The organism is Pseudomonas sp. TH04, assembly GCF_016651355.1.
Lineage (GTDB): Bacteria > Pseudomonadota > Gammaproteobacteria > Pseudomonadales > Pseudomonadaceae > Aquipseudomonas > Aquipseudomonas fluorescens.
The window spans coordinates 4828797-4846767 of record NZ_JAEKEA010000001.1; the positions used below are offsets into that span (position 1 = coordinate 4828797).

At 61.2% G+C, this 17971-nt stretch carries 15 protein-coding genes; 5 read left to right on the plus strand and 10 right to left on the minus strand.

Annotated features, from left to right (window positions below; translation table 11 throughout):
• Positions 1-103: 103 nt before the first annotated feature.
• From JFT85_RS21735 to JFT85_RS21745, 3 genes are all read right to left on the minus strand, one after another.
• The gene (locus tag JFT85_RS21735) at positions 104-1429 is read right to left on the minus strand and encodes a sigma-54-dependent transcriptional regulator (RefSeq protein ID WP_201230397.1); all 1326 of its coding nucleotides are present in this window, start codon (positions 1427-1429) and stop codon (positions 104-106) included.
• Positions 1426-3189 carry an ATP-binding protein gene (locus JFT85_RS21740; protein ID WP_069551668.1) on the minus strand — a complete coding sequence of 588 codons (1764 nt, stop codon included), beginning with the start codon at positions 3187-3189 and terminating at the stop codon, positions 1426-1428. Before JFT85_RS21740 ends, JFT85_RS21735 begins: the two co-directional genes overlap by 4 nt.
• A gap of 239 nt (positions 3190-3428) precedes the next feature.
• A complete protein-coding gene (locus JFT85_RS21745; protein ID WP_053257785.1) occupies positions 3429-4952 on the minus strand; it encodes a fumarate hydratase in 1524 nt (507 codons plus the stop codon).
• A 221-nt stretch (positions 4953-5173) separates the two neighbouring features.
• Between JFT85_RS21745 and JFT85_RS21750 the strand changes: the two genes are divergently transcribed.
• Complete coding sequence (locus JFT85_RS21750; protein ID WP_201230398.1) at positions 5174-6106, plus strand: iron-sulfur-binding ferredoxin reductase; 933 nt, start codon at positions 5174-5176, stop codon at positions 6104-6106.
• Positions 6107-6136: 30 nt separating this feature from the next.
• A complete protein-coding gene (locus JFT85_RS21755; RefSeq protein ID WP_078827241.1) occupies positions 6137-6886 on the plus strand; it encodes an enoyl-CoA hydratase-related protein in 750 nt (249 codons plus the stop codon).
• A 159-nt stretch (positions 6887-7045) separates the two neighbouring features.
• On the opposite strand, the gene pyk is transcribed toward JFT85_RS21755, so the two are convergent.
• Complete coding sequence (gene pyk / locus JFT85_RS21760; RefSeq protein WP_053257783.1) at positions 7046-8497, minus strand: pyruvate kinase; 1452 nt, start codon at positions 8495-8497, stop codon at positions 7046-7048.
• 174 nt (positions 8498-8671) lie between these two features.
• On the opposite strand from pyk, the gene JFT85_RS21765 reads away from it, so the two are divergent.
• Positions 8672-9046, plus strand: a complete 375-nt coding sequence (locus tag JFT85_RS21765) for a tetratricopeptide repeat protein (RefSeq protein ID WP_053257782.1) — start codon at positions 8672-8674, stop codon at positions 9044-9046.
• A gap of 225 nt (positions 9047-9271) precedes the next feature.
• Positions 9272-9631 (plus strand): PilZ domain-containing protein, encoded by a 360-nt coding sequence (locus tag JFT85_RS21770; protein ID WP_053258039.1) that lies wholly within the window; start codon positions 9272-9274, stop codon positions 9629-9631.
• A 61-nt stretch (positions 9632-9692) separates the two neighbouring features.
• Here the strand turns inward: JFT85_RS21770 and JFT85_RS21775 are convergent, their stop codons facing one another.
• From JFT85_RS21775 to JFT85_RS21800, 6 genes are read right to left on the minus strand one after another with little or no spacing between them, the layout of a single operon-like run.
• Positions 9693-11024, minus strand: a complete 1332-nt coding sequence (locus JFT85_RS21775; protein WP_078827240.1) for a DUF58 domain-containing protein — start codon at positions 11022-11024, stop codon at positions 9693-9695.
• Positions 11025-11031: 7 nt separating this feature from the next.
• A complete protein-coding gene (locus JFT85_RS21780) occupies positions 11032-12027 on the minus strand; it encodes an AAA family ATPase (RefSeq protein WP_053257780.1) in 996 nt (331 codons plus the stop codon).
• A complete protein-coding gene (locus JFT85_RS21785) occupies positions 12024-13181 on the minus strand; it encodes a DUF4350 domain-containing protein (protein WP_053257779.1) in 1158 nt (385 codons plus the stop codon). The genes JFT85_RS21780 and JFT85_RS21785 overlap by 4 nt, the downstream gene beginning before the upstream one ends.
• Positions 13178-14704: a DUF4129 domain-containing protein gene (locus tag JFT85_RS21790; RefSeq protein WP_069553477.1), complete on the minus strand. Its 1527-nt coding sequence runs from the start codon at positions 14702-14704 to the stop codon at positions 13178-13180. Before JFT85_RS21790 ends, JFT85_RS21785 begins: the two co-directional genes overlap by 4 nt.
• Positions 14691-15671: a stage II sporulation protein M gene (locus JFT85_RS21795; protein ID WP_053258038.1), complete on the minus strand. Its 981-nt coding sequence runs from the start codon at positions 15669-15671 to the stop codon at positions 14691-14693. Before JFT85_RS21795 ends, JFT85_RS21790 begins: the two co-directional genes overlap by 14 nt.
• Positions 15668-16360 carry an RDD family protein gene (locus JFT85_RS21800; protein ID WP_053257777.1) on the minus strand — a complete coding sequence of 231 codons (693 nt, stop codon included), beginning with the start codon at positions 16358-16360 and terminating at the stop codon, positions 15668-15670. Before JFT85_RS21800 ends, JFT85_RS21795 begins: the two co-directional genes overlap by 4 nt.
• A 166-nt stretch (positions 16361-16526) precedes the next feature.
• Here JFT85_RS21800 and sbcB point away from each other — a divergent pair, with 166 nt between their 5' ends.
• Complete coding sequence (gene sbcB / locus JFT85_RS21805; protein WP_201230399.1) at positions 16527-17954, plus strand: exodeoxyribonuclease I; 1428 nt, start codon at positions 16527-16529, stop codon at positions 17952-17954.
• Positions 17955-17971 lie beyond the last annotated feature (17 nt).

The following is a 17971-nucleotide window of genomic DNA, read 5'->3' on the forward strand; positions in this document are numbered from 1 at the left end:
AGCCCGCTCCCACATTCGATCCCATTCCAACTGGAGGGATGCGGTCGAATGTGGGAGCGGGCTTGCTCGCGAATGCGTCCTGCCAGGCAATAAAAAATTCAGCCTACAGAAACGTATCCCGCACTAACCCATGCCGCTGCATCTTTTCATTGAAGGTGCGCCGCGGCAGTTGCAGTTCAGCCAGCACCGCCTTGATATCACCCTTGTGGCGTACCAGCGCCGCTTTCAGGCAATGCGCTTCGAAGGCTTCCTGCTGCGCCGCCAGGGATTGCCCGGCCTCGATACCTTCCGGTTCCGGTTCGCCAAGGCCCAGCACCTGGCGTTCGGCGACGTTGGCCAACTCACGCACATTGCCCGGCCAGTCATGGCTGAGCAGGCGCCCCAGTTGCGCGCCGCTCAAGGGGTGTGCGCTGCGGCCCAGGCGCTCGGCGGCGCTGTGTGCAAAGTGGTCGAACAGTAGCGGAATATCTTCACGGCGCTCGCGCAACGGCGGCAGGCGCAGTTGCGCTACGTTCAGGCGGTAGGCCAAATCTTCGCGAAAACGCCCGGCGCGGGCCTCTTCGAGCAGGTCGGGCTTGGTGGCGGCGATGATGCGCAAGTCCACGTGGATACTTTGATTGGAGCCCAGCCGCTCGAGTTTCTGTTCCTGCAATACGCGCAGCAGTTTCACCTGCTGAGCCAGCGGCATGCTTTCGATTTCATCGAGGAACAGCGTGCCACCGTGGGCGTATTCCAGCTTGCCGATGCGCTTGCCCTGGGCGCCGGTGAACGCGCCGCTTTCGTGGCCGAACAGCTCGGCCTCAAATAGCTGCTCGGGGATCGCCGCGCAGTTGAGCGCTACAAACGGCTTTTTCGCGCGCGGGCCGCAATCATGCAGGCAGCGGGCGACCAATTCCTTACCGCTGCCAGTCTCGCCACGAATCAATACGTTGACGGGCAAGCTGGCCAGGTCGAGCACCTGGCGCCGCAGGTTCTGCAAACCGCGCGACACGCCCAGCAGGCTGGATTCCAGCTGCGCCCGATGGTCGGCCTGTTGATGCAGGCGACGGTTTTCCAGGATCAGCCCGCGTTTGTCCAGCGCGCGGCGCAGGCTGTTGAGCAAGGCATCCGGGCTGAAGGGTTTTTCCAGAAAGTCGTAGGCACCGTCGCGCATGGCTTCCACGGCCATCGGCACATCGCCATGGCCGGTGAGCAAGATCACCGGCAAGTCGGCATCGCGGCGCTGCACTTCGGCCAACAGTTCCAGGCCGCTGAGCCCGGGCATGCGCACGTCGCTCAGGATCACCCCGGGGAAGTCCTTGGGCAATTGCGCCAGGCATTCTTCAGCGCGACTGAACAACTGCACGGCAAACCCCGACAGGCTCAGCCACTGCTCGACGGCCGTGCGAATGCTGGCTTCGTCATCGACCACAATCACCGCATTTATCATAGGTCAGGCGTCTCCAGCACAATCGGCAAGGTCAGGGTAAACACCGCGCCGTCGCCACGGTTGCCGGCGAGCAGGCGCCCACCGAGTTCGTGCACGATGGCGTAGGACACCGCCAGCCCGAGGCCAAGCCCATCCCCCACAGGCTTGGTCGTAAAAAACGGATCGAAGACACTGTTCAAGTGCGCTTCGGCAATCCCGCCGCCGCTGTCGCTGACGGTCAATTGCCACAGTTGCTGGTCGGCGTGCAGGCGGATTTCCAGGCGTTTGCGCGGTTTGTCTGCCATGGCGTCGAGGGCGTTGCGCAACAGATTGATCAGCACCTGTTCCAGGCGGATCGCATCGCCGCGCACCCAGGCCGGGCGGGTCAGGTCCAGCACCACACCGATGGCTTCATCGCGCAACCGTGCGTCAAGCAGGTGCAAGGATTGGTCGACGACTGTCGCCAGGTCCAATCTCTCGCGCAGGCCGCTGGGGCTTTTGCGGGCGAACGTCTTGAGGTGGCCGGTGAGTGCGGCCATGCGCGTGAGCATGTCGTCCAGCGGCGTGAGCGCCTTGTAGGCATCGTCCACGCGGCCATGGTCGAGCAGCAGTCGCAAGGTCGCCAACTGCATGCGCTGGGCGGTCAGCGGCTGGTTGATTTCATGGGCGAGGGCGGCAGACATCTGCCCCAGTGCCGCCAGCTTGGCGGATTGCACCAGGCCATCTTGCGCCGTGCGCAGCGCCTGAGTGCGCTCCTCTACCAGCTGTTCGAGCTCTTCGCGGCTGCGTTGGCGCAAGCGGGCCAGGCGCCAGCGTTGAGTCAGGAACAGCACCAGAAACACCAGCGCCAGCCAGGAGCCGGCAGCGGCAAGCCCGGCATTGCGTTGGTCTTCAAAGGCGAACTGTGGCTTGCGCAATAGGTGCAAGGTCCAGCCTTCGGCCTTCAGTGGCAGGGATTCCCAGATGTAGTTGGCGCTGCCGTCGGGACCGTTGACGCGCATCAGGTGGCTGTTTTCGTCAAAGCGTTGCAGCGTTTGGGTGTCCAGCGGCCGCAGTTGTTTCTTGTCGTATTGGCGGGTGGCTTTGAGCTCAGTGAGGTCGCTGGCCGACAACGGACGCAGGTTGCGGTAACGCCAGCCCGGCTGATTGGCGATAAACACGATGCCGCGTGCGTCGCTGACCAGCAGCAGGTCATTGCCCTGGGCCCATTCGCGTTCGAGTTCGGGAAATTCCAGCTTCACCACCATCGCGCCAAGGAACTGTTCGTGTTCATCGACCACTGCGCTGGAGAGGAAGTAACCCGGAATGCCGGTGGTCACCCCCACCGCATAAAAACGCCCTGTGCCCTGGCTCAAGGTCTGGCTGAAATACGGGCGAAACGCGTAGTTGTGGCCGACATAACTGCTGGGCAGGTTCCAGTTACTGGCTGCCACGGCCAGGCCGGTGCGGTCCATCAGTTCCAGGGTGGAAGACTGCGCGGCGCCGTTGATGCGTTCCAGCTTGCGGTTGAGCACGTCCTGGGTGGCGGTGTCCAGCGGGGCTTTCAGGGCGCTGATCATTTCCGAATCCAGCGCCAATACGGCGGGCAGGGCGCGGTAGCGTTCGATCAGGGTGTGCAAGGAATTGGCATACAGCGCCAGTTGCTGATTGGCGCGAGCGGCATCATCCACCAAGGCCTGGCGCTCGGCATGGCGGGTGGCCAAGGCGGCGGCCAGCACGGCACCGGCGATGATCAACAGTGAGTAGAAGGTCAGGCGCAGGGGGCGTGGGATCACGATCATACGGTGATGAACAGGCGCGGTAAGGGGCAAGCACCATAGCATGAGTAGGACTGTATTTTGTGGCGAGCGCGGCTTGTGTGGGAGCGGGCTTGCTCGCGAATGCGGTGTATCAGTGACAGTTAAATTGACTGACCCACCGCTTTCGCGAGCAAGCCCGCTCCCACATGACCGCGTACACAATAAAAAAAGGCGACTGGGCCATGGGGCCGCAGTCGCCTTTCTCCTTGCGAGGGAAGTGCTTACTGCACTTCTACCGCCAGGCTTTCACTGATCTTTTTCTGCCAGATGGCAGGACCGGTGATGTGCACGGATTCGCCCTTGCTGTCCACCGCAACGGTGACCGGCATGTCTTTCACGTCGAACTCGTAGATCGCTTCCATGCCCAGTTCGGCAAACGCGACAACGCGCGACTTCTTGATGGCCTGTGCCACCAGATAAGCGGCGCCGCCAACAGCCATCAGGTACACGGCTTTGTAGTCCTTGATCGCTTCAATCGCAGTCGGGCCGCGCTCGGATTTGCCGATCATGCCCAGCAGGCCGGTTTGCTCGAGGATCTGGCGGGTGAACTTGTCCATCCGCGTCGCCGTGGTCGGGCCCGCCGGGCCAACCACTTCTTCGCGCACCGGATCAACCGGGCCGACGTAGTAGATGAAGCGCCCTTTGAGGTCCACCGGCAAGGTTTCACCCTTGTTGAGCATCTCGACCATGCGCTTGTGCGCAGCGTCGCGGCCAGTGAGCATCTTGCCGTTGAGCAACACGGTTTCACCCGGCTTCCAGCTCTGTACTTCTTCCGGGGTCAGGGTGTCGAGGTTGACGCGACGGGCCGACGGGCCGGCTTCCCAGACGATCTCCGGGTAGGCGTCCAGCGGTGGCGCTTCCAGCGACGCCGGGCCCGAACCGTCGAGCACGAAGTGCGCGTGACGGGTGGCGGCGCAGTTGGGGATCATGCACACCGGCAGCGAGGCTGCGTGGGTCGGGTAGTCCATGATTTTTACGTCGAGCACGGTGGTCAGGCCACCGAGGCCCTGGGCACCGATGCCCAGTTGGTTGACCTTCTCGAACAGCTCCAGGCGCATCTCTTCGATACGGTTCTGCGGGCCGCGCTTTTTCAGCTCGTGGATGTCGATGGATTCCATCAACACTTCCTTGGCCATCACCGCAGCTTTCTCGGCGGTGCCGCCGATGCCAATGCCCAGCATGCCCGGTGGGCACCAGCCTGCGCCCATGGTCGGAACGGTCTTGAGCACCCAGTCGACGATCGAGTCGGACGGGTTGAGCATGGCCATTTTCGACTTGTTCTCGGAACCACCGCCTTTGGCGGCCACGTCCACTTCCACGGTGTTACCCGGGACGATGGAGTAGTGGATCACGGCCGGGGTGTTGTCCTTGGTGTTTTTACGCGCGCCAGCCGGGTCGGCGAGGATCGATGCACGCAGCACGTTTTCCGGCAGGTTGTAGGCGCGACGCACGCCTTCGTTGATCATGTCGTCCAGGCCCATGGTGGCGCCGTCCCAACGTACGTCCATGCCCACGCGCACGAACACGGTGACGATACCGGTGTCCTGGCAGATCGGGCGATGGCCGGTGGCGCACATGCGCGAGTTGATCAGGATTTGCGCGATGGAGTCACGGGCTGCCGGCGATTCTTCACGCAGGTAGGCTTCGTGCATCGCCTGGATGAAGTCAACGGGATGGTAGTAGGAAATGAATTGCAGGGCGTCGGCAACGCTCTGAATCAGGTCGTCTTGCTTGATCACGGTCATGAGTCGCGCTCCTCTATAAGACGGGAACATTCAATAAAGGTGGCTTCAGTGGGGTACATCGGTCGGCTGAAGTCACCTTTCCAAGGCACGCCGAGTGCAGCAGGCGCGACGCTAAAAAGGCGCGGCAGTATAACCCGGCGCGGTGGCCGATACACCCGACTATGGTCAAACTCTGTCGGGCGTGATTCCCTGTACGCAGCCCTTTCTGATTGAGACCTTATATGCCTGAACTGCGTGTCGGCGAACGCCACTGGTCGGTCGCCACCGGCAGCAACCTGCTGGATGCCTTGAATACGGTAGGTGTGGGTGTGCCTTACAGTTGCCGGGCGGGCAGTTGCCACGCGTGTCTGGTGCGGTGCCGGGGCGAGGTCGAGGACAAGCAACCCGATGCCCTGAGCGCGGCGCAACGCCAGGATGGCTGGCGCTTGGCTTGCCAGTGCCAGGTCATCGCAGACGTGCAGGTCGACGCGTTTGACCCGCTGCGTGACGGTTTGCCGGCCCGCGTGGTGGGTGTGGATTGGCTGAGTATGAATGTGCTGCGCCTGCGCCTGCTACCTGAGCGTGGCCTGCGTTACCGGGCCGGCCAGCATCTGGTGCTGTGGGCGGGGCAGGTGGCGCGTCCGTATTCGTTGGCGAGCCTGCCCCAGGAAGATGCCTTCCTGGAGTTTCATCTCGATTGCCGTGAGCCCGGCCAGTTCAGCGATATCGCCCGGCAGTTGCAGGTCGCAGACGGGTTGCAACTGGGCGAGTTGCGAGGCGGGGCATTGCACTACGACCCCGACTGGCAATCGCGGCCGCTATGGCTGCTGGCGTCCGGCACGGGCCTGGGCCCTTTGTGGGGCGTGCTGCGGGAGGCGTTACGCCAGGATCATCAGGGCGCTATTCGCGTGATTCACCTGGCCCATGATGCCGAGGCGCATTACTTGGCTGAGCCCCTGGCGCAGTTGGCTGCGCAGCATTCGAACCTGACCGTTGAGCTGTGGACCTCGGCTGAGTGGGACCAGGTATTGGCGCAACTGCGGCTTGTTTCGCGGCAAACTCTGGCCTTACTCTGCGGACACCCTGTCAGTGTCGAGGCGTTTTCCAAGCGCCTGTTCCTGGCCGGACTGCCGCGCAATCAACTGCTGGCCGATGTGTTCCTGCCCCGTGGTTGAGCGCTGAATTTCCCAGCCGCGAGACTCGCCATGACTGATGCCATCCTGCAGCGCCGCGAACGCGGGCTGCTGACCTTGCAGTTCAATCGTCCCGACAAGAAAAACGCCCTGACGCGCGCCATGTATACGCAACTGGCCGAGGCGCTGGAACAGGCGGATGCAGACTCAGGCGTGAGTGCCGTGTTGATTCAGGGCAGTCGCGACTGCTTCACGGCCGGCAACGATATTGCCGACTTCCTCGAACAGCCGCCCAGCGACCTCGACAGCCCACCGTTTCATTTCATGAAAAGCCTGCTCAACTGCCGTAAACCGGTCATTGCCGCGGTAGCGGGCGCGGCAGTCGGTATCGGCACGACCCTGCTGCTGCATTGCGACCTGGTGTATATCAGTCGCGATGCACGCTTGCGCATGCCATTCGTTAATTTGGGGTTGTGCCCCGAGTTTGGCTCAAGCCTGATCCTGCCGCGTCTGTTGGGGCATGCGAAAGCCGCGGAGTTGTTGCTGCTCGGCGAAGGGTTTACCGGGGAGCAGGCGGCGGCATGGGGGATTGCGACCGAGGCGCTGGGCAGCGGCGAAGCGGCATTGGCCAAGGCGCGGGAGATTGCCGAGCGCTTTGAGACCCTGGCGCCGGGGGCCGTGCAGGTCAGTAAACAGCTGATGAAAAGTGTTGATCGCGAGCAGTTGCGGCGGGTGATCGAGGAAGAGGGGGCGTTGTTTACTCAGCGCTTGAAATCGCCGGAAGCGATTGCGGCGTTGTCAGGGTTTATTGCCAGGCGCTGAGGACGCCATCGCGGGTAAGCCCGGCTCCCACAGTTGAGCGCACGCCAATGTCGGCACTGGCTTGCCTGCGATGAGGCGCTCTTAGTTAGCCCGTCAACCGGCCTTGAAATGCAAAAAGCCCCGCCATTCACATGGCGGGGCTTTTTTTCAGCGTGTTACTCAGACCATTGGGTCGCCAACGTGCAGGATTTTCATGCCGTTGGTGCCGCCGATGGTGTGGTAGCTGTCGCCCTTGGTCAGGATGACCCAGTCGCCTTTTTCCACGACGCCGCGTTTGAGCAGCTCGTCGATAGCCGCCTGGCTGACTTGGTTTGGCGGCAGGGACGCCGGGTCAAACGGAACGGTGTACACGCCACGGAACATGGCCGCGCGGGCCTGGGTTTCGCGGTGCGGGGAGAACGCGTAGATCGGAATCGAGGAACGGATGCGCGACATGATCAACGGCGTATAGCCACTCTCGGTCAAGGCGATGATCGCTTTAACGCCCGGGAAGTGGTTGGCGGTGTACATGGCTGCCAGCGCGATGCTCTGGTCGCAGCTTTCGAACACTTTGCCGATACGGTGGCTGGAGGTTTTGCTGGTCGGGTGTTTTTCGGCACCGACGCAGATACGCGCCATGGCCTGGACGGCTTCCAGCGGGTACGGTCCGGCAGCACTTTCAGCCGAGAGCATCACGGCGTCGGTGTAGTCGAGCACGGCGTTGGCCACGTCGGACACTTCGGCGCGGGTCGGCATCGGGTTCTGGATCATCGACTCCATCATCTGAGTCGCCACGATCACCGCTTTATTGTGGCGGCGTGCGTGCAGGATGATCTTCTTCTGAATACCGATCAGCTCGGCGTCACCGATTTCCACGCCCAGGTCGCCACGGGCAACCATGACCGCGTCGGAAGCCTTGATCAGGCCGTCGAGGGTTTCGTCATCGGCCACGGCTTCGGCGCGTTCGATCTTCGCCACCAGCCAGGCGGTACCACCGGCTTCGTCGCGCAGTTTGCGGGCGTATTCCATGTCGGCGGCGTCGCGCGGGAAGGACACGGCGAGGTAGTCCACTTCCATTTCGGCGGCGAGCTTGATGTCGGCCTTGTCTTTTTCAGTCAGGGCCGGCGCCGTCAGGCCACCGCCGCGGCGGTTGATGCCTTTGTGGTCGGACAGCGGGCCACCGATGATCACGGTGCAGTTCAGCTCGGTAGGGGTCGCTGTGTCGACGCGCATGACCACGCGACCGTCGTCCAGCAGCAGTTCGTCACCGACGCCGCAATCCTTGACCAGGTCCGGGTAGTCGATACCTACGACATCCTGGTTGCCTTCGGTCAGCGAATGGCTGGTGGAGAAGGTGAACTTGTCACCGATCTTCAGTTCGATTCGCTTGTTGGCGAATTTGGCGATACGAATTTTCGGGCCTTGCAGGTCACCCAGCAATGCCACGAAGCGGCCATGCTTGGCGGCCAAGTCACGCACCAGCTTGGCGCGAGCCTTGTGCTCGTCCGGGGTGCCGTGGGAGAAGTTCAGACGGGCAACGTCCAAACCAGCCAGAATCAGCTGTTCGAGGACTTCCGGCGAGTTACTGGCCGGGCCAAGGGTGGCGACGATTTTGGTACGACGGACGGACATGCACAGACTCCTGAGTTCAAGCGCTGGGGAAGGCTACTATGCTCTTTGGTTGTAGTCATTGTTCGTTTGCACTACTTATCGATGATTCGCTTGTTTTCGCTCCAGTTGAATAGACGAACATCCTTGAAGATTTTCGACGCGGGGTCGATACACTGCACAAGACAGGAGAACCCCATGCGAATTTTGCTCATTGCTGCCCTGGCCGTCAGTGTCGTCGGCTGTACCCGCTGGTCGATGGACCATCATTTGAACAACGCTTACCGTGCCTATGGGGTCGGTGATTGCGAGCGCGTTACTCTGGAATTGTCCCAGGTAGACCGTGAAAGCCGTACCCGTCGTTACGTGCAACCGGAAGTCTCGATGTTGCGCGGGCAATGCCTGGAGCGGCAAAAATTGTTTGTCGATGCGGTGCAAACCTACCAGTTCATTATCAATCAATACCCGTCCAGCGAATATGCCTACCGTGCTCGTGCCCGGCTCGACACCCTGAAGCAATTGGGGCATTACTCTGGCGCGAGCGTTGCACAACCGCGCCCGGCGTCACTTTGATGATCTTTGTCATTCTATAGCTGGCCCGGCGCCAGTCTTGAGCTATCCTTTGAGTGTTCGTTTGTACAAGGTTGTGTTCAAACGAATGGAATGCTTGGGGTTGGCAGCGGTAGAGCGACAAAGCACAGGCTGTCGTCGCGCCGATCTCCAGGGAGAGCGGGCCTTATCGCCCGTTCCGAATCACTGGCGCGGCCAGACTCATGGCCAATGGATGGCGAATTCAGCATGTTTACCGACCGACGGATTGAGCGGCATCAGTTGTCATGTTTCCTGAAAGTGTTCAACCGGCTTACGGACAAGCCGATTGGTTACTTGGGTAACGTGTCTAAAGACGGGCTGATGTTGATCAGCCAATTACCCATGATGATCGACGTGGCGTTCGAGCTGCGTTTGAAAATTCCGACAGCAGACGGTGATTTCCAGGCAATTGACCTCACCGCCACCTGCTTATGGAGCCATGAGGACGTCAACCCGCAACACTACGACTCAGGGTTCAGTGTGGTCGAAGCGCCTGAGGCGTACGAGCACTTGATCAACGCCCTGTGGCATTACTTCAGTTTTGATCCTTTGCAGGCTTCCGCCTAGACCTTGCACGCTCTTGCCCCGGCCCGGGTGTGGTTCACCAGGCCGTGGTGGTGTGCATGCCTCACAATACGCCCGCTTTTTTCCAGCCCAGATAACGCGTGACCAAGGCCGCTCCAAGCCCTGATGGCGGCGTATCCAATACCGACAAGCCGTGGGCGCTCAAGCGCTCATGCAGATCGTTTCTCTTATTGAGGTAGTCGATGGCGCCGCTGTAGGCCAGCGCTTCGGGCAAGGTTTGCACGGGGGACTGGCGCAGTTGGTCGAGCACGTCTTCACGCAGGCTGGCGACCAGTACCCGATGTTGCCGGCCGATGCGTTTAACCGCGGTCAGTAGCTCTTCATCGTCCTCATCCCGTAGGTTGGTGACCACAATGACCAGCGCCCTGCGTTTTTGTCGGGCCAGTAACTGGCTGGCGGCGGCCTGGTAATCAGCGGTGCGGCGGGTGGTGTCGAGGTCGTATACGGCATTGAGCAACAGGTTCAGTTGGCCGGTGCCCTTGACGGGCGCCAGGTAGCGCGGCTGGTCACATGCAAAGGTGCATAGCCCCACCGCGTCGCCTTGGCGCAAGGCGACATAGCTGAGCAGCAGACACGCATTAAGGGCGTGATCGAAGTGAGAGAGTTCTGCGTCCTGGCTGCGCATGCGTCGGCCACAATCGAGCATGAACACAATTTGCTGGTCGCGTTCGTCCTGGTATTCGCGGGCGATTGGCGTGCGCTGGCGCGCGGTGGCTTTCCAGTCGATCTGCCGCAGGCTGTCGCCTTCGCGAAACTCGCGTAACTGATGAAACTCCAGCCCCAACCCTCGTCGCTGGCGTTGACGTATGCCCAGTTGGCTCAACCAATTGTCCACTCCCAGTAACTGTGCGCCGTACAGACGGGCGAAGTCCGGGTAAACACGGGTCGTATCACGGGCCTCAACCAGGCGCCGCGCGGACCAAAGCCCCATGGGGCTGGGCAGGTGAATTTCACAACGGCTGAAAATGAAGTGCCCGCGCCGTAAGGGGCGCAGGCGATAGCCGAGCTCGCTGCTTAGACCGGGGCGTAGTTCGATGGATTGCGGCATATTCTCCACGCTCAGGCCGTCAGGCGCGTGGTCGAATACCTGTACCGTCAGCGGCTGTGGGTAGTCGTGTTCAAGCGTCACACGCACCTCGCCCCAGCGGCCCAAGGCCAGGCTGCCTGGCATCTGCCGCCGCACGCGTGCACACGGCAGGCGGCTTAGACGCATGGCGTCCAGCAGCGCCAGTAGAAACAGCGCGAGCAGCAGGCCCCAAGCCACCGAATACAGGGTGTCGGGCACCTTGAACTGCAAGGCCGTAGCGGCACCCAGCAGGCTGTTCAAGCCCAACAGTACGCCGAGCCAGATCAGCAGCAGACGAGTCGGCTTCATGGACGGGTCATTGCCGAGGTGCCGGAATCTGGTCCAGCAACTGCTTGAGCACCTGGTCCACTTCCAATCCGTCGATGTCCAGTTCGGGAGCGATACGAACCCGGTGGCGCAGCACCGCCAAAGCGCAGCCCTTGATATCGTCCGGGGTGACGAACGCGCCCCCGCGCAGCAAAGCACGGGCGCGGGCGCCGCGTACCAGGGCGATGGAGGCGCGAGGGCCTGCACCGATGGCCAGCCCCGGCCAGCTGCGAGTAGCCCTGGCCAGGCGCACGGCGTAGTCGAGAACTTGTTCGTCCAGCGCCAGTTCGCTGGCAATCTGCTGCAACTGCAGCACCTCATCCGCTTGCAGCACTGTACGTAATGGCTGCACATCCAGCATATCGGCCCTGGATGAGCGGGTGACTTCGCGCACCATATCCAGTTCCTGCTGTGAGTCGGGGTAGTCCATGCGCACTTTGAGCATGAAACGATCCAGCTCGGCCTCGGGCAGCGGGTATGTGCCTTCCTGTTCAATGGGGTTTTGGGTCGCCAGCACCATGAAGGGTTGGCCGATGGGCAGTGCTTCACCTTCAAGGGTGACTTGACGCTCCTGCATGGCTTCAAGCAGGGCGGCCTGAGTCTTGGCCGGGGCGCGGTTGATTTCGTCGGCCAGCAACAGGTGAGTGAACAGCGGCCCCTTGCGCAGCTTGAACTGTTCGGTGTGCAGGTCGTACACGGCGTGGCCGGTGACGTCGCTGGGCATCAGGTCCGGGGTGAACTGGATGCGTGCGAAATCGCCACCGAAACAACGGGCCAGCGCGCGTACCAGTAGCGTTTTGCCCAGGCCGGGTACGCCTTCAAGCAATACATGGCCGCCTGCGATCAGCGCGGTGAGCACGTCGTCAATCACCTGGTCCTGGCCAATCACTGCCTTGCGCAGTTCAACGCGCAGGGCCTGTGCCAGCTGGCTGGCGTGTTGAAGGCTTTCGGCAGCCGGGTCAGTGGCCGTTGGAAAATCGCTCATAGGGCGTTCCTTAGGGTTTGCAGGTTGGCCACCTCCCGGCTGAAATCGGCGCTGGAGAGCCGTTTTTCCGGGAGTGGGCCGAGGGCCTGGCGGATGACGTGGGAGGGTTGGCGCGTCAGGCGTTCAAGTACCTGCCACTGTTGCGCGCTTTCGAGGTGTTCAAAGCCTGGGTGGCGACGCCTTGCAGCCCGTTGCACATCACTCTGCAAGGCTTGCAACAGCGTGCCCTGGCCGCTGCGTCGCAGCAGGAAGTCGGCGCTGGCCTGCAAGTGCTCCTGCAACTGGCGACGTGCCTTCGGTGCCGGGGCGCGGATCGGCCCCTGGCGCATAGCAGCTCGCCAGAGCGCCAGGCTAATCAGCGCGATGAGCGCCACCAACGCCTGGGGAAAATTGCGTATCAACAGGCTCAGCAGGTCGTCCACGTCGCTGTTGAACAGTAAGGTTACGTCCTTGCCCTGGTTGAGGTACCACAATAGCCAGGCGTTATCGTGTTTGCCGATATTCGGGGTTTTCCACAGATCGCTGTCGGTCACAACCGTAACGGTGCCGTGGCCGAAGTTGCGTTGCATCAAGTGGCTGGATTTGGCGCTATTGGCGGAAAACTGCGCCAGGTGCTTGGGGTCGGTGAGGCTGAAGTCAGTATTGAAGCTGAAGTAGGCGGGAGCAGTTTCATTGTCGACATAGAGTTTGGTCAGGTCCGGCGCTGTCTTTTTGCGCGAGGAAGTGGGTTCGTCAGCGGTCTCGCTCAACGTTTGATGGATATTCAACCGATCAAGCAGCAGGTCGCCGCTTTTGCCTGTTTCTTCATCCCATAGCGCTTCGGCGACCAACAACAAGTGGCCACCGGATTTTGCCCAGGCCAGCAGTTGGTCCACCTGGCGTGGCGTCATGTTGCTGCGTTCACCCAGCAGCAACAAACTGTGCCCTTCGGCAGGCAGGTCGGCAAGCCTTTCAAGGCTGTTGGCTTGCTCCACTGCAAGGCCTTGCTGACGCAGGAAGTATTCGGCTGCCAAGTAGGTGTTGGCCATGACCTGAGGCGACGGGCCACGGTCGACTACCTCGTCATAGGGCGTTGCGATATGCCAAAGGTAAAGGCCACCTGCTCCCAGCAAACCTAACAGCAACAGGCCGACCCACAACATTGGCCGGTTCATTGGGCGGCTCCCGGACTGAAGAGGGCACGCCAATCGCGGCACAGTTGCTGTTGCACCGAGGTGGGGGGAAGGTGGTGGCCATAGGCGAGGTTTTGCCAGTGGCGGGTCAGTTCATCGCTGAAGGCCAATAATTGCGGTTGTTGCAGGTGATGAACGTGCTGCAGGACCTGGCCTTCGGTGTCCGCGCTTTTCAGCGGTAAGTTGAAGTCGTGCAGCAGTCGGGTGAGCAGGCCGCGATACAACAGACCAAGAGCTTCCCTTGGCTGGGTAAGCCACAATTCTTCGACGGCGCTGGCGACGTCGTCAGGCAAGGTGTCGGTGCCCAGCGCCAGGCCGAATAAGTGGGTGGGTGCCGGTTTGGCAGCGTTCGGTTTGAGTGGCCTGCGGCGGCTGACAAAGGTGCGTAGCCAGTCGCGATAGCGCCAGACCAATAGCGCCACGCACCCCGCGAGCAGGCTCCATAACAGTATTTCCAGGCCGAGGGCTGCGTGTTTGAAAGTAGCGCTGTTGAAGCTGTCCAGCAGTGACTGAAGCCAGGCCGGAAGTTTGCCCTCACCGCGCGCCTTGTGTTTTGCAGTGGGCGTTTCATCGCCAAAACGGTAACGGGTGACGGTTTCCTGATTTTTGAACGGGGGAGCGTCCAGCAGCGTCTTGATCGATTGGCTGGCGGCCTGGGGCGTGACCTGCCTGGGCGATTCCGGGGCGTCGGCCAGGGCCGGGCGGCTGAAAGGAAGAAGCATCAGCCCGGCCACTAGCAGTAACGGTACGATGCTGCTCAGGCGTTGGCGCAGCCGGCGGAACACCAATTCCAGGTCCCAGGCCTCCAGGACGGTGCGGCGGTTGAGGTACAGGCTGAAACCGCATGCGACATAGATGGGCTCCCAGAACACCAGGATCAACGCATAGAAGGCGTTGCTCAAATGCTCCAGCCACACCCCTTCTGAACCGGTTGCCAGTGCCAGCCGTTGCCAGTCCCAATCCAGTTCCAGTTGTTGCGGAATGAAGAGATAGAACAATGCCATGCAACCGAACCAAAGGCCTATTTCCAAATGCACCCCGATGATGGTCAGCCAGCGTGCAGCACCGGCGTTGCGCTGCAGGAGCACCCCTAGACGTCTTTCGCGGGCCTGGCCGTCCAGGCCTTCGAGTTGGCTCACCGGCATCACAAAGCTGCGGCTCAGGCTGAACCGCCTCCAGGTCAGGCTGGCCAGCAGTTGACCTTTGAGCAGGCGCGGCCAATGGCGTACTGCCTGTTTGAGGCTGGGTGTCTCGCCAAACAAGGCTTTTGACAGGATGTGCAACGGTAGGCGGTCAAAGGCCGGTTTTAGCCACCAGAATAAAAACATCGCCGTGGAAGGGTAATCCCACAGCAGGGCGGTCAGCATCACGAATAGTGGCAGGGTCACCATTGCCCAACTGGTCATCAATAGCAGGCGATGCTCCCGCGCCATTAATACGCCCAGGTCCATGGCTTCCCAGGGCGTGCGCGGCCGAATCACTACGCTGGCATCACTCAGGCGCATGGTGAGTCCGTCCGGCAAGGGCCAGGTAAGCGCCCATCAGCAGCCACAGCCCGGCGCCTGTCAGGTATTTGATCCAGGGGGCGAGCGTGCTGGAAGACGACCAATAGGCTTCAATAAATGCCGCGATCAGCAGGAATAACATGACCCCGCAGAGCATCTGCACGCTCTTGCGTGCCGCCAGACGCAGGGATTCGCTGCGTGTCAGTTGCCCGGGGGCGATCAACGCCCAGCCCAACTGCAGGCCTGACGCGCCGGCCAGGGCAATGGCACTGAGTTCGAAAGCGCCATGGCCGATGACAAACGACCAGAAGGTCTGGCCGTAGCCGATCTCCGTGAGGTGCCCGGATACGGCGCCGATGATCAGGCCGTTGAAAATCAAAAAGAACACACTGCCCAGGCCAAACAGCAGGCCGGCGGCAAACGTCTGGAAAGCAATGCCGGTGTTGTGCATCACGTAGTAGCCAAACATCATCCAGTCTTCACTGGATGCGCGATCGGCGGCACGTCCCAGGCGGCTGGCATCCGGGTCGTACATGCTGTGCATCTCGGCCACCTGCTGGGGGCTGACGATGCTGTAGATCAGGTCTGGAAACAGATAGACCAGCAACCCAACCGCCACCAGGCTACCGAAGAACAACAGGCTGGCGATTAGCACGAAGCGCCACTGTTCACGCACCAGACGAGGGAAGTCAGCCAGGATGAAGCCCAATGCGTTCGCCCCCAAGTGGCTGCGGTGGCGATACAGTTGTTGGTGGCCGCGCAGCGCCAGTTGTTGCAACGGGTCTATCAGGTAGCTGCTGTAGCCACGTTCCTGGGCCAGGGCGAGGTGCTGGCACACGCGTCGATAATGGTGTGGAAAATCAGCCACGTCGCGGGCTCTGGTCTTGCCTTGCTCCAACTGCTTGAGTTGTTCGGCAAAGGCTTGCCACTGCGGCTGATGGCGGCTTTCGAACAGGCTCTGCTTCATGTCGGCCCCAGCAAGCCGCGAGCCACGCCATTGAGTTGCTCCACGGCGCGTGCTGGAGAGACGTGCAGCGGTGTTGCAAGGATGGCGGCGAGTTCGTGTACCCGCTCGGCGGAGAGTTCACTCTGGCGTTCGGCGAAGCCAAGGATGGCGCGTTGCTCGCTGAGTTCCAGTGCAATGGGCAGGCGCAGGGCGGCGGCCGGAGGCACCTTCGGGCGAGCCAGTGGCTGTTCGCGGTAGATCACCAGCGTGCCGGCAGCGAGATCACCGAGCCGTTTGAAATGCGGATGTTGCAGGCAACTGATGGCGCCAAGGAAGTAGCCGAAAGGCAGCATGTCGACAAAACGCAGCAGGTTGCGAATGAGTGAGGCGGACCAGCCAATGGGTGTGCCGTCATCCTGTACTACCCGCAAGCCCATGACCTGCTTGCCTGGAGAGCAACCTTGGTTGAGTACCTCAAACAGCACCATGTACCACCAACTGATCAGGAACAGCAGCAGGGAACCCAGGCCGAAACCGATATTGCCAAGCAGCGCCAGCGGTACGAGCAGGATGCCCATGATCAGGCCGCGCAAGCCCAGATCGAAAGCGAAGGCCAACGCACGTGGCATCAGCCCGGCCGGGCGTAACGGCAAGTCTATGCCCTCCGGGGTCTCGATCTGGTAATGGGTATCCAAAGGAGCTGATGGCATTGCGATCCTTGGCAGTGCGGGCGGCTGGAATGCACGGATGCTAGCAGTGTCGACGGCGGAAGCAACCATTCAAGGTTTTGCTGGATGTTTGTACAGGTCAGGTATTGCTGGCCCCGGACGTATTACAGCGCCTAGACTTTGCCGATCTTCAGCACAGGAACAGCCCGTGACTACCCTTTTCTGGTACGACTATGAAACCACCGGCATCAACCCGCGCAGCGATCGTCCGCTCCAGGTCGCCGGTGTTCGTACCGACCTCGAACTCAACGAGGTCGGCCCGCCGGTCAACCTTTATTGCCGGCCGAGCGACGACATCCTGCCGCACCCGGCGGCCTGCGCGATAACCGGTATTACCCCCAACATCCTGGCAGAGAAGGGCCTGGCCGAAGCCGACTTCATGACGCGCGTACACGCCGAGTTGGCCGCGCCGGGCACCTGTGGGGCCGGTTACAACACTTTGCGCTTTGATGATGAAATGACGCGCTACAGCCTGTACCGCAACTTTTTTGACCCCTACGCCCGGGAGTGGCAGGGCGGCAACAGTCGCTGGGACTTGATCGACGTGGTCCGCACAGCCTATGCGCTGCGCCCCGAAGGCATTGTCTGGCCCGAGCAGGATGGTCGCGTTACCCTCAAGCTTGAGCGTTTGACCGACGCCAATGGCATCGACCATGGTCAGGCCCACGATGCGTTGTCCGACGTCCGCGCCACCATTGCCTTGGCCCGTTTGGTCCGCGAGAAACAGCCCAAGCTGTATGAATGGTTATTCCAGCTGCGCAGCAAACAGCGGGTGATGGATCAGGTTCGCCTGTTGCAACCCATGGTGCATATCTCAGGTCGTTTTTCCGCCGCGCGCCATTACCTGGGCGTGGTACTGCCTCTGGCCTGGCACCCGCGCAATCGCAATGCATTGATTGTCTGTGACCTTGGGCTCGACCCGCAGGGTTTGCTGGACCTGGACGCCGATACCTTGCGCCAGCGGCTCTACACGCGCCGTGACGACCTGACGGACGGTGAACTGCCGGTGCCGCTCAAGTTGTTGCATATCAACCGCTGTCCGGTCGTTGCGCCCTTGAGTGTGCTGAGGGCTCAGGATCGTGAGCGCCTTCAGTTGGATATGGATGTCTGTCAGGCACGCGCGCTGCGACTAACTGACGCACAGGAAGTTTGGCGCGACAAGTTGGCGGCGATTTATGCCGAGGAAGATTTTGTGCCGAGTCAGGACCCGGAGCAGCAGCTCTATGACGGTTTTATTGGTGACCGCGACCGACGTTTATGCGAACAAGTCCGAGCGGCTGAACCTTCACAGTTAGCACATCAGCAGTGGCCTTTTGATGATCATCGATTGCCGGAATTATTATTCCGCTACCGCGCTCGTAACTTCCCGGAGACCTTGAACAACGAGGAGCAACAGCGCTGGAAACTTTTTTGCCAGCAACGTTTGTCAAACCCGGAGTGGGGCGCGCCGAATACCTTGTTGGCATTTAAGCAGGCACGTGAGGAGTTGGCCGTTAGTGCTACATCGTTTCAGTGCCAGGTGCTGCACCAATGGCAGGAATATGCCGATTCTTTAGCGGCCCGCCTGGACCTGTAGCCCGGTCATTGGAGAGT

Excerpts from the sequence above, each read along its gene's own strand:
- JFT85_RS21735 (WP_201230397.1), bottom strand. The coding sequence starts at position 1,429 with ATGATAAATGCGGTGATTGTGGTCGATGACGAAGCCAGCATTCGCACG.
- JFT85_RS21740 (WP_069551668.1), bottom strand. The coding sequence starts at position 3,189 with ATGATCGTGATCCCACGCCCCCTGCGCCTGACCTTCTACTCACTGTTG.
- JFT85_RS21745 (WP_053257785.1), bottom strand. The coding sequence starts at position 4,952 with ATGACCGTGATCAAGCAAGACGACCTGATTCAGAGCGTTGCCGACGCC.
- JFT85_RS21750 (WP_201230398.1), top strand. The coding sequence starts at position 5,174 with ATGCCTGAACTGCGTGTCGGCGAACGCCACTGGTCGGTCGCCACCGGC.
- JFT85_RS21755 (WP_078827241.1), top strand. The coding sequence starts at position 6,137 with ATGACTGATGCCATCCTGCAGCGCCGCGAACGCGGGCTGCTGACCTTG.
- pyk (WP_053257783.1), bottom strand. The coding sequence starts at position 8,497 with ATGTCCGTCCGTCGTACCAAAATCGTCGCCACCCTTGGCCCGGCCAGT.
- JFT85_RS21765 (WP_053257782.1), top strand. The coding sequence starts at position 8,672 with ATGCGAATTTTGCTCATTGCTGCCCTGGCCGTCAGTGTCGTCGGCTGT.
- JFT85_RS21770 (WP_053258039.1), top strand. The coding sequence starts at position 9,272 with ATGTTTACCGACCGACGGATTGAGCGGCATCAGTTGTCATGTTTCCTG.
- JFT85_RS21775 (WP_078827240.1), bottom strand. The coding sequence starts at position 11,024 with ATGAAGCCGACTCGTCTGCTGCTGATCTGGCTCGGCGTACTGTTGGGC.
- JFT85_RS21780 (WP_053257780.1), bottom strand. The coding sequence starts at position 12,027 with ATGAGCGATTTTCCAACGGCCACTGACCCGGCTGCCGAAAGCCTTCAA.
- JFT85_RS21785 (WP_053257779.1), bottom strand. The coding sequence starts at position 13,181 with ATGAACCGGCCAATGTTGTGGGTCGGCCTGTTGCTGTTAGGTTTGCTG.
- JFT85_RS21790 (WP_069553477.1), bottom strand. The coding sequence starts at position 14,704 with ATGCGCCTGAGTGATGCCAGCGTAGTGATTCGGCCGCGCACGCCCTGG.
- JFT85_RS21795 (WP_053258038.1), bottom strand. The coding sequence starts at position 15,671 with ATGAAGCAGAGCCTGTTCGAAAGCCGCCATCAGCCGCAGTGGCAAGCC.
- JFT85_RS21800 (WP_053257777.1), bottom strand. The coding sequence starts at position 16,360 with ATGCCATCAGCTCCTTTGGATACCCATTACCAGATCGAGACCCCGGAG.